The 10,107-nt window shown below is 42.4% G+C and carries 12 protein-coding genes; 9 read left to right on the top strand and 3 right to left on the bottom strand.

All coding sequences use genetic code 11. The features are described 5' to 3' along the window. Window positions 1-120: 120 nt before the first annotated feature. From ACL7TT_RS19890 to ACL7TT_RS19870, 5 genes are all read left to right on the top strand, one after another. Window positions 121-825: a hypothetical protein gene (locus ACL7TT_RS19890; RefSeq protein WP_413397944.1), complete on the top strand. Its 705-nt coding sequence runs from the start codon at window positions 121-123 to the stop codon at window positions 823-825. A 119-nt stretch (window positions 826-944) separates the two neighbouring features. Continuing rightward, window positions 945-1,436 (top strand): hypothetical protein, encoded by a 492-nt coding sequence (locus ACL7TT_RS19885; protein WP_413397943.1) that lies wholly within the window; start codon window positions 945-947, stop codon window positions 1,434-1,436. A 719-nt stretch (window positions 1,437-2,155) separates the two neighbouring features. Continuing rightward, window positions 2,156-2,554: a GNAT family N-acetyltransferase gene (locus tag ACL7TT_RS19880; RefSeq protein ID WP_413397942.1), complete on the top strand. Its 399-nt coding sequence runs from the start codon at window positions 2,156-2,158 to the stop codon at window positions 2,552-2,554. A gap of 103 nt (window positions 2,555-2,657) precedes the next feature. Continuing rightward, the gene (locus tag ACL7TT_RS19875; RefSeq protein ID WP_413397941.1) at window positions 2,658-3,161 is read left to right on the top strand and encodes a M23 family metallopeptidase; all 504 of its coding nucleotides are present in this window, start codon (window positions 2,658-2,660) and stop codon (window positions 3,159-3,161) included. A gap of 322 nt (window positions 3,162-3,483) precedes the next feature. Continuing rightward, on the top strand, window positions 3,484-4,323 hold the full coding sequence (locus ACL7TT_RS19870) for an MBL fold metallo-hydrolase (RefSeq protein WP_413397940.1): 840 nt from the start codon (window positions 3,484-3,486) through the stop codon (window positions 4,321-4,323). Between the two features lie 281 nt (window positions 4,324-4,604). Here ACL7TT_RS19870 and ACL7TT_RS19865 read toward each other — a convergent pair whose 3' ends face one another. After that, on the bottom strand, window positions 4,605-5,318 hold the full coding sequence (locus tag ACL7TT_RS19865) for a carboxylesterase family protein (protein WP_413397939.1): 714 nt from the start codon (window positions 5,316-5,318) through the stop codon (window positions 4,605-4,607). 122 nt (window positions 5,319-5,440) lie between these two features. On the opposite strand from ACL7TT_RS19865, the gene ACL7TT_RS19860 reads away from it, so the two are divergent. The 4 genes from ACL7TT_RS19860 to ACL7TT_RS19845 all read left to right on the top strand — a co-directional run bounded on the left by ACL7TT_RS19860 (window position 5,441) and on the right by ACL7TT_RS19845 (window position 9,047). Beyond that, entirely contained in the window at window positions 5,441-6,409 is a 969-nt protein-coding gene (locus ACL7TT_RS19860) for an IS30 family transposase (protein ID WP_413397938.1), read from the top strand. A 167-nt stretch (window positions 6,410-6,576) separates the two neighbouring features. Continuing rightward, window positions 6,577-6,906 (top strand): hypothetical protein, encoded by a 330-nt coding sequence (locus ACL7TT_RS19855; protein WP_413397937.1) that lies wholly within the window; start codon window positions 6,577-6,579, stop codon window positions 6,904-6,906. Between the two features lie 312 nt (window positions 6,907-7,218). Further along, the gene (locus ACL7TT_RS19850) at window positions 7,219-7,647 is read left to right on the top strand and encodes a hypothetical protein (RefSeq protein WP_413397936.1); all 429 of its coding nucleotides are present in this window, start codon (window positions 7,219-7,221) and stop codon (window positions 7,645-7,647) included. Between the two features lie 377 nt (window positions 7,648-8,024). Beyond that, on the top strand, window positions 8,025-9,047 hold the full coding sequence (locus tag ACL7TT_RS19845) for a serine hydrolase domain-containing protein (RefSeq protein ID WP_413397935.1): 1,023 nt from the start codon (window positions 8,025-8,027) through the stop codon (window positions 9,045-9,047). A gap of 378 nt (window positions 9,048-9,425) precedes the next feature. On the opposite strand, the gene ACL7TT_RS19840 is transcribed toward ACL7TT_RS19845, so the two are convergent. Together ACL7TT_RS19840 and ACL7TT_RS19835 are read right to left on the bottom strand one after the other, a co-directional pair. Continuing rightward, window positions 9,426-9,587 carry a hypothetical protein gene (locus ACL7TT_RS19840; RefSeq protein WP_413397934.1) on the bottom strand — a complete coding sequence of 54 codons (162 nt, stop codon included), beginning with the start codon at window positions 9,585-9,587 and terminating at the stop codon, window positions 9,426-9,428. Window positions 9,588-9,651: 64 nt separating this feature from the next. Beyond that, window positions 9,652-10,107: RCC1 domain-containing protein (locus ACL7TT_RS19835; RefSeq protein ID WP_413397933.1), on the bottom strand; the 456-nt coding region annotated here is incomplete at its 5' end.

Below are 10,107 nucleotides of genomic sequence, written 5' to 3'. Positions count from 1 at the left end.
CTCAATCTGGCATCTTTGCTCATAGGTCAGTTGCTTGTAGTGTCTCATTGCATAACTCTTGCCGGAGAAAAAGCGAGAAGCCTACGGGCAACTGGCCGCTTTTTCTAGCTCCATTGAGATATGCACTTACAAGTTGAATCTAGGTCACTTAACGGCTGGGGGCAAGCGCTAGAAGAAGTCATCGTCACGAGTGCCAGGATAGATGAGCCATTGCCGGGCGTGGTGCTGAAGAAAACAGGGGATTTTTTACTTCTTGAGGTCGAAGTATGGAATGATACCAGGGATGAAAAGCGCAGAAAACAAGAGATCTATCAGACGCTAAAAAATGCTATTTCAACAGCCTCAAAACACCGTAATATTGAGCTCAGTATCGTTGAGTCAGGGTTTGTAATACCATTAACACTGGATAATCATCGTATAGAACTGAAAAGAGGATCCAGGCCAGACACCAGTAGGGCTAAAGTTCGCGTGAAAACAGCGATCCCTTCCGATATGAATAAAGCGACAAAGCTGGTTGAAGAAATGGCAAGTTTTGTTGATAAGGTCAACCTTGTTGGAAGAACTGAATTCAATTCATTAGGTTCGATTGATGTTAGCGTTGTCAATCCAAATCAGTACAGAAGTGAAATTATTGCGCTATTTTCAGCAGATGCAAAGGCAGTGGCAACGAGTTTGGGCGATGATTATAAGGTGATTGTGGAGGGCATAGACAGGCCTGTGCAATGGGTTCGTGTAGGGCCATTGCAGCTTGCCTTGTATGTTCCCTATTCTTATAACGTAATACCGGATAATATTACCTCAATTAGTCTGACGCCGGAGTACTAATCGTAGGTGAAAAATAGGATAAAAAGCGCTTTAGGTTGGTTTTGCTCAGAAATACTGCTCGAGAATTAGTATATAGGATGATCTGTTTAGGAGGTTAAAGGAATAGTTTTGGAGAAAAAATGCGATCAATATATTTAGTCGTTTTATCTATTTTGGTTGGGTTGAATGCTTCTGCTTCAGAAAAGCCCATTGGGTACATTGGATTCCACAATGGATTACCCTGGGCAATCCGGTTTAATGATTGTACAGAATACAATTTTGAAGGCGCGGAAAAATATTTGTGGTTTGACAGAACACTTGAATCAATAAGCTGTTATCAATATAAAGAAATGGATGAATCCGATCTTAGAGATGAGGCTATTCCAATCTATGAAGCTCCTAGGTTTGATACAGAAAAATTTACGATTAATAATTTTTCGGAATTTTCTGTTTCAAGCAGTGGTTGGGGAACATTTCCAAATGTATATTCAACATCCGGAAATTGCTGGTTCAAGGTTAAAGAGGGCTGGATATTCTTGAGTTCGGTCGATAAAGGATTCGTCCAATTTTATCAGGGTGATCAAGACAAAGGGGCTAAGGCTGCGCATGAAACCTATTTTCGTACACACTAAGCGCTTGCCTTACAAACTAATGATGCTATTTTTCAGGCCGGGTTCCTGCGCCGCATGGATTCATCAAAGCTTTATGCCACATAGGCTGATTGCGATAATAAACTAACGATGAATATTCTGATCGATTTGGAGAGGGCATTGCATCAATGTGGCATTCGCCAAAATAAAGCGGAGGTTGAAAGCCTGATTCATGCGAGCTTCAAGGAGGTTGGCGCCTCCGGTAGAAGTTACAATTTCAAACTATTATAAAAATGATGGGCGCAGAGCAATCGTCAAACGGTTATATTCACTCCCAGGATTTTGAAAGCATTATGCTGGAGTCATCCATATATTTGCTTTTGTATAAGTCAGCTTGGGTGGATAATAACGGCATTAAAAGTAATTTTGCAAAGCGTTCCTCTATTTGGGTATTTACTGGTGAAAATTGGCAGTTAAAGTATCATCAGGGTACTCCGTGCCAGGAGTTTGAGTTAAGGATACGATAGGCTCCTAGTCTGTGGTTTCACTCGGACAATCTTAATCAGGATGATCGTGGTGTGGTTGTTATTAAACAGACTGAAAGTCATTTTATGAAATATACAGTTCGTACAGCCTTCGCTTTGGACATTTCTAGGATTAAAGTATTAATAGAGGAATCTGTACGAGGCTTATCAGCTTATGACTATACACAAGAATAAATTGAAGGGGCACTACTATCTGCTTGGGGTTTGGACACACAATTGATTAAGGATGAAACCTATTTTGTGGTGGAAACTGAAAATCTGCTGATTGGCTGTGGTGGTTGGAGTTACCGCGCAACGCTGTTTGGAAATGATAGCAAAAAAGATAGAAATCCTGATATATTGAATCCAGCGATCAATTCAGCAAAAATTCGCGCATTTTTTATAAAGCCCCGCTATGCGCGAAAAGGCATTGGATCTATGATAATGCAACAATGCGAGGAGGCTGCAAGAGCAATGGATTTTCGCGGTTTAGAGTTGATGGCAACACTACCGGGGCAGAAGCTTTATGCACGTCATGGATTTACGGCTTGCAAAGCCATTGAGTATCCCATAAATAATAATTTGTCTCTTACATTTATCCCTATGAGGAAAAAGTTGAGTGTGAAGGTCGGTTAATCGAGTAAGGGACAATTTTGCTCCATATCTACACTCAAGAAACAGTCATTTTCTAAATAGTGTATTACAAATACCGTTATCTCATTGTTGTGATTGGTGATTCATGAAGAAGCTTGGGTTGGGTATTTTAACTTTTCTTATGATTGGTTTTATGGTTCCTGAACCGATGGTAATTCCGGTTGAAGGTGCAACAGAAAGCGATTGGAACCCTGTATCTTTTTGGTATGAACCATGGGGTTCCTCCGGGGTCCACAAGGGGCTGGATATTTTTTCAAAGAAGGGGGTGTCCGTCTTAAGTTCGACCAACTTGTTGGTTGTCTATCGTGGCGAGACTGAGAGAGGTGGAAATATCTTAGTTGGAATCGGGCCGAAATGGCGGATACATTATTTTGCCCATTTGGACGCTATTGAAGAACAAGTGGGCCTAGTGGTGGCGGCGAACGAGCGCATTGGCACAGTGGGCAATACTGGGAATGCAAAAGGTAAACTACCCCACGTTCATTATTCAATACTCAGCTTGCTGCCCATGTTCTGGAGGGTTGACTTGTCCACCCAAGGTTACAAGAAAGCTGTCTATATAAATCCAGCAAAGTACTTGGCGGGGTAAGCACAAAAAACACATATTGGACCTATTCAACTCAGGGCATATGGACACAGTATGCTTATGCGTTGCCTCAAAAGTTATACCTCGACAATAAAGGGATTATCAATTAATATATATTTTCTTTGCATTATTATTTTAGCTGCTTTATCTCTTATGCTGGGTGTTCTCGTTACCATTGGGCGCGGTAAGTTGGTGCTGTCGGTACGTACTTTTTTGGTCTCGGTTTGTGTGTAGCACTTGCCCGGGAGGTGTTGGTAGTATAATTTGGAAGGGAAGTCAGTGGTCACTGCCTTTACCCAAGAGCAGCAACCAGATAGTGAGAGTCATGAAAATACCTGCATACATATCACACACCATTTTAGACCCTAAACTGAAAGTATTATTGAATTCTATCCTGCTGATCGTTATCGTTGTTTTCCAAACGGAAAGCCTGGCAACTACGGCTATGGTTTCGGTCATCAGTGTTTCCGAGAATGTCTATATTTTGAATTCTGATACTCAGGGAACCAATATAGGCTTGCTCAACACAAACGAGGGTCTTGTATTGATTGATCCCATGCCAGGAGATGAACATCTGGATGCTTTAAATGCTGTGATTGAAGAAAAATTTATCAAACCGGTTAAATATATTTTAAACACGCACAATCATAGCGATCATGCCGGAGGAAATGAATATTTTATCAAAAGAGGCAGTATGCTGCTTGAAAGCACGATGGAGTTGCCAGAGATAGGCAGTATTGTCGTTAATTCGCATACTGCTAAGGACAAAATATTCTTTCATGCAAAGAGTAATAGCATATTTGTTGGGGATGTTTATGATACAAGCTGGCATCCAACATTTTATGCAGGAGGAGTATCTGGATTTATGCATGCAATAGAACAAATCCTGAGTTTGGGTGATGAAAAAAGCATCATAATTCCCGGGCATGGAAAGCCAGCGAATAAAGCAGGTCTGCGTGCATTTAGAAACAATACTCTAAAATGGATAACAAAAGTAAAAGAACTCAAGCAAAAGGGAATGACAGTAATTGAGATGAAAAATAATTCGCAACTAAACACTATTTTGGAGCAGTTCAATTCTGAAGATAAAGCTAATTTTCTGCCAGAAAAAGCCCTGATCCGTTTTATCGAAAGAACACTGGTAGTGATAAAAGGTGATGTTTGATCATTTTTCGATTGGTTTTTAAATTTTATTCCGTTGCATGATGGGCAAAATTAAAAATAGATTTTATTAACCTGGAGAAAAGTATTTCTTTATGCTACATTTTTAATCAGGGGTTTTTTGAAGTAGAACGCCACGCTATACAGAACTATATATCCGCCGAGTTAATAATAAGGCAAATGTCTTAGAGGATATTCAAAATATGTATATTGTATTTCAGAAATAGAACATTATTGGAACGGACTATATTGTCTTTTATAGCCAAATGGCTATGAATATATCAGCTATAGATAGCCATGCAGGACCTTATCAGGTATATCCTGCCATAGGGTCAGAAGCTCCGAGGTATTAAACGCCCGTGCGGTTGAATGCTTCCCAAAGCGTTTACTGTGTTTTCCTGAAAAGACGGGCCAGTCTTCTCCGGGACAGCCGGTCTCTGCAAAACTCAACCAAGCTTCCTGCATAGAGGCACACAGTAGATGTGCGTCCGTTTCTGCGCCGTAGAGAGCGCACAGGGATTTTTCACCATGGGTTCCAAATACATAACCTAATTCCACGGCATGACAGGCTCCAAGCAGAGGTTGGGCTGCCAGGGGCTGGGTGAAATGGTAGTGAAACCCTTCACCCTGATGGTTTTCCAAATGCCTCAAGCCGGGTAAGGTAAATACCATATCGGTTAACAACAGATTCCAGGCTTTACTCCACTGGGGCCAGGGGCTGTTCTGAATGGATAGGGCCAATTGGTAGTAATGGTCCAGTAACGGTTTTATTTTTGTTTCAGGGAGCAGCCAGTCTAAGTGATTGCAGATCTTTTGGTAATCCAATGCATAAATTTCTGAATTAATGGCGCTAAATAGATTCCATTCCTCTAAATTATTCCCAAGCAGTAGGGACTTTATAGTCGGGGTTTTCCCCGTTTTCCCCGTTATAGAAGTATCTTCTAAAAGCTTATAATCAATAACGGGTTTAAATGGAAGTTGTCCCCAGCTTTGCGTCATACGACAATCTGTCAGAATTTTAGTTTCCTAGATTCAACTTGTAAGTGCATATCTCAATGGAGCTAGAAAAAGCGGCCAGTTGCCCGTAGGCTTCTCGCTTTTTCTCCGGCAAGAGTTATGCAATGAGACACTACAAGCAACTGACCTATGAGCAAAGATGCCTGATTGAGGCGTTCAAGAAAAGCGGTTTTACACAAGCAGAGATTGCGGTGGCTCTAGGCGTGAGCCAGTCAACGATATCAAGGGAGTTAGCGCGGAATAGTGGTCAGCGCGGGTATCGACACAAGCAAGCCCAGAGGTTTGCGCTTTGGCGGCGTGAAGTGACCAGAAAGGTAACAAAATTGACACCAGAGTTGATTGGCTTGGTCGAGGATAAGCTTGCTGAAAAATGGAGCCCGGAGCAAATCTCAGGCTGGCTTCTCAAGGAGCACTTGATACTGTTGAGCCATGAGCGCATCTATCAACATGTGTGGACCGACAAGGCGAGGGGTGGAGAACTGTTCATGAACCTCCGGCGGCACGGTAGAAAGTATCACAAGCGAAGCAATGGTAAAACCAATCGCGGCCAAATCAGGAACCGTATAAGTATCGATGAGCGCCCGGTGGAGGTAGATGCGAAGAGTCGGGTTGGTGACTGGGAAATTGATACCGTCATTGGCAGGGGACATAGCGGCGCTCTGGTGACTATTGTAGAGCGCGTAACGCAGTTTACCTTATCTGCACAAGTGGAGAACAAAAGTGCAGAGGCGATGACAGAGGCCACTATAGCTCTGCTGAAGCCGTATACGGCGGCATTGCATACGATCACGGCGGACAATGGTAAAGAGTTTGCCTATCACGAAAAAATTACTAAGGAGCTTGGGGCGCAGGTTTATTTCGCGCACCCTTACCACTCCTGGGAACGCGGTTTGAACGAGAATACGAATGGCCTGTTGCGCCAATATTGGCCCAAGAGTACGGACTTTAAAAAGGTAACTCAGGGGGAGGTTGATGCAGTGGTATGCGATTTAAATAACCGCCCAAGGAAAACATTAGGCTTTGAAACACCAGAAGATTTAATGGATAATTACTTGGCGGCACAAGCCGCATAAATGGTATGCACTTCAAGGTTGAATCCGCGGTTCAAAAATACTGGTCATGGTGATCAGTATACAAAAGTTAATTACCCAAGGTAAATCATGCCGTATAGAGATATTGTTAGAGTTGTGGTCGTTTTTTTCTGATCGTAGCTGCTTACTTTACTGGCGAGCAGAGGGGATTGAAGCAGGGCATAGAAATCTCAGTAGTCTTTACTCAGTCAGGGCGGTCGGCAGATGAAGCAAACATGATTGCTCTTCTCCTAGGGTTTTCAAGGCGCGGAGAGGAAGAAAAAATGTATGAATGGGGTGAGAAATTTATTGTCCAAAATATAAGAACTTACAATAATATTCAGGCCACCTTGGATACAGCATCTACCTCTATAAAAAATACTGAGCTTTATGAACCTCTAGAGGTGATGGTCAATTCTTTTCCATCCAGTACAACTGAAGCTTACATAGAAAAATATATTGAGGATGGCAAGAATCCCGATGCCACACCAGGCAATTAATCGGGTAAATGCGGGTTTCTAGCCCACCCTCCCCGCACCATCGTACATGCGGGTCCGCATACGGCGGTTCGAGAGTAACTAAAGGGCAAGGCCGTCATCACGAGGTGGTATCTTAGAAAGTGTTCAGATATTCTGGGCTAAAGCCACCACGGGTATACAAACACAGTATACTTGTGGACTGGTATTAGGGATCGTGCTTTACACGAGTGAATATATTACTGAAGAGGCGGATGCGGTAGTTCCAGACGCCCGGATCTGCGTGGGTGCAGTTAGGATAACCGGCTGTCCTACCACTACTGCATCAGGAGAAACATGAACATTAAATGTATAGTATTAGTTATTATTTCGGCATATATACTTGGCTGTGCTGCCGCAGGAGTTCCATATACGAGTGATCCCACCGAGAAATTACAAAATGCGTACTACTTAATGAATAATGAAGGCAGAGCATTACCCGCTGAAAAATTGGGGTTGGAAGCTCTATCTGATTTTAAGAAAGTAAACAATACGTACGGAGAGGCAGAAGCGGAGCACTTTCTAGGAACATTTTATAAAAGCCAAGTGTATCGTTCATATTCTGACTTTTATATAAAACATGGTGAGTATGACCCTACAATTCAAAATCCATATCTCATTATCAAAAGGCCATTGCAGCTTTTGAAAGAGACGGCGATTACTGGGGCGTTTCAAAGTCCACATTCGCAATCGGTAATGCTTATGCTACTGATGGTGACTTATTAATCGCTTGTAGTAAATACAATGAAGCATTAGTTATTTACCAAAGCGAAAAGAATATTTTTAAAGGTCGCGTGCACCCACACAACCCGTCATTCGAATCATACGAAGCTATGATCAATGCATTTATCGCAAGTAAATGTAAAAATAAATAACAAAGCCAGCAAGAGGATTTAAAAAGCCGCCCCCAACTTGGCGGTGCCCAATCATAACAATTGGAAAGCCCCAGACCTAATTGACGAAAACTGCCAAGCAGTCATAGTTGGCAGCCATGTAATCCTTGGCCAGCAATACCGCCATTGGATAATATTTGAGATAGTGATTGAGGAGATATTGACCATAGTGCTCAGTATATAAGTGTTAGTATAATAAGGAGATTCAATATGAGCAAAGTGTTTTTATTAATATGGTTAGTATATTGCCCAGCAGTTCTTGCGATAGAAGGCAGTACAGTAAGCCAACTTAAAGATGTAGTTGAAAAAACGATCATTAATACTGGGTTTAATGGCTCAGTTCTGGTAAGTAAGAATGGAGTTGTTGTTTTTCGTAAAAATATAGGATTTGCTGATCCTGATAGGAAAACACCAATATCACCTAAACACCTATTTAGCCCCGGCTCAGTAGGCAAAGAGTTTACAACCATATCGATTATGCAACTAGTTGAGCAAGGAAAATTAGGTTACGAAGACAACATTGCTAAATATCTAGCAGAATTTCCTTCTTGGGCAAAAAAAATAACAGTTGAACATATACTTGCACATACCTCAGGTTTACCAAAGATTAAATGGAAAAGAAATATAGATACTTCTGATGCAGCAGACCAAATAAAAAATAGTTCACTAGCTTTCGAGCCTGGAAATGATTATCTGTATTCAAATTTGAATGTCGTTATTCGCGCATTGATTGTAGAGAAAATAACGGGCGATGTTTATTATAAATTTGCTAAAAAGTTTATTTTCGAGGTTGCTGGAATGACTGATTCATATCAGCAAATAGATGCTAATAACTTTTCCAAAATGATAGTTACAGGCGACTATCCAACTGCTCTAAATGGGGCGACTATATATGTTACACCACTCGACTTGTTAAAGTTTGAAATTGCCTTAAGAAATTCTTCACTTCTGCCCATAGAGAGAATAGTAAAGGCCTTACCAGGCGACAAATTATCCGGAAAAAGCAATCGTGCTTATTTTGATTTTGGTAAATATTTCAACGATATAGATGGCAATCTTGTCAGCTGGGAACATGATGGGTCTAACCCAAGTCACCACACAATTAAACATTCTGACTTTAAAAATGATTATACAATAATACTGATGTCTAGTGACGGTAATAAATCAACGCTATACAAAATTAGAGATGCATTAAAGAATAATTTATCAAAGAATAAATCGGCTGATACTTGAGTGCATCATGCTAATCGGGTAAAGGCGGGCTTCTAGCCCGCCCTCCCCACATCACCGTACATGATAGTGTTCAGAATTCTGTGTCATTTCTTTATCATTAGCAAAAAAGAGATGACCTACCTCCGGGCCGGAAGCAAAGAATACTCTCCTCTCGGGGCATGCTGTGAATACCTCCCTGTACGCTCGAAATCGGTTCCCATGCCTCATACGGTTCTGGGAGAGGGGGTATTCTTCCCGCCTGCTTTACTAGCATGTCTTTGTCTTAACTAACTAAAGCTTTCCCGCCAGCATGTTGGCGTTCGTTGACGGCCTTGTTGAACGAAGCCGCTACGCGCCAAAGCTTAACACCTCCGAAATAAAGATAATTCCCCTACGTGATCACTCACGAGCGCGACAACGAGAAACACCCGCTTCACTCGCTGCATCCACGTCATTGCCCGATACCGCTCTTTTGGCGCCTTCTCCAACCAGCTGCTTGCCGTCGCTTTCTTCCCCTCCCGGTTTCGCAGGTGCTACCTGCGCCCGGGCTTCGCCGGGCAAACAAAAAAACCTGCAAAAGGCAGGTTTTTAAAAGGGCATTTGTAAAATTTTCTGTACAGGCTATTTACCTGCTGGAGTTCCCCCTTGGGGATAACTGATCAGCCACTGCACTGCTATCACCGCCATAACGAGAATCTCCCCAGGTAACCACACTGCCATTCGTTTTCACGGCTGCAAAGGCAAAGTTTGTTGAGAAAACAGCTTCAACATCGCTGGACAATTGAGTTAAAACAGCTGTGCTATCGCCACCAGCATCAACCCCTCCCCAGGTAATCACACTGCCATTGGTTTTTAGAGCGGCGAAGGCAGTATCTGTCGAAAATACAGTTTTAACATCGTCAGACAACTGCAATGCTACAGCAGCGCTATCGCCGCCAACATCAGAATGCCCCCAGGTAACCACACTGCCATCGGTTTTCAAAGCTGCAAAGGCATCGCCTGTCGAAAAAACAGTTTTAACTTCACTGGACAGCTGCGCCGCTACAGCAGTGCTATCGCCGCCACCATCAGCACGCCCCCA

Origin of the sequence: Microbulbifer jejuensis, from assembly GCF_047289955.1 — a bacterium.
GTDB lineage: Bacteria > Pseudomonadota > Gammaproteobacteria > Pseudomonadales > Cellvibrionaceae > Microbulbifer.
Note: the sequence above shows the minus strand (reverse complement) of the source record. Positions and strands in the feature narration are given on the sequence as shown.

Excerpts from the sequence above, each read along its gene's own strand:
- ACL7TT_RS19890 (WP_413397944.1), top strand. The coding sequence starts at position 121 with ATGCACTTACAAGTTGAATCTAGGTCACTTAACGGCTGGGGGCAAGCG.
- ACL7TT_RS19885 (WP_413397943.1), top strand. The coding sequence starts at position 945 with ATGCGATCAATATATTTAGTCGTTTTATCTATTTTGGTTGGGTTGAAT.
- ACL7TT_RS19875 (WP_413397941.1), top strand. The coding sequence starts at position 2,658 with ATGAAGAAGCTTGGGTTGGGTATTTTAACTTTTCTTATGATTGGTTTT.
- ACL7TT_RS19870 (WP_413397940.1), top strand. The coding sequence starts at position 3,484 with ATGAAAATACCTGCATACATATCACACACCATTTTAGACCCTAAACTG.
- ACL7TT_RS19865 (WP_413397939.1), bottom strand. The coding sequence starts at position 5,318 with ATGACGCAAAGCTGGGGACAACTTCCATTTAAACCCGTTATTGATTAT.
- ACL7TT_RS19860 (WP_413397938.1), top strand. The coding sequence starts at position 5,441 with ATGAGACACTACAAGCAACTGACCTATGAGCAAAGATGCCTGATTGAG.
- ACL7TT_RS19850 (WP_413397936.1), top strand. The coding sequence starts at position 7,219 with ATGAACATTAAATGTATAGTATTAGTTATTATTTCGGCATATATACTT.
- ACL7TT_RS19845 (WP_413397935.1), top strand. The coding sequence starts at position 8,025 with ATGAGCAAAGTGTTTTTATTAATATGGTTAGTATATTGCCCAGCAGTT.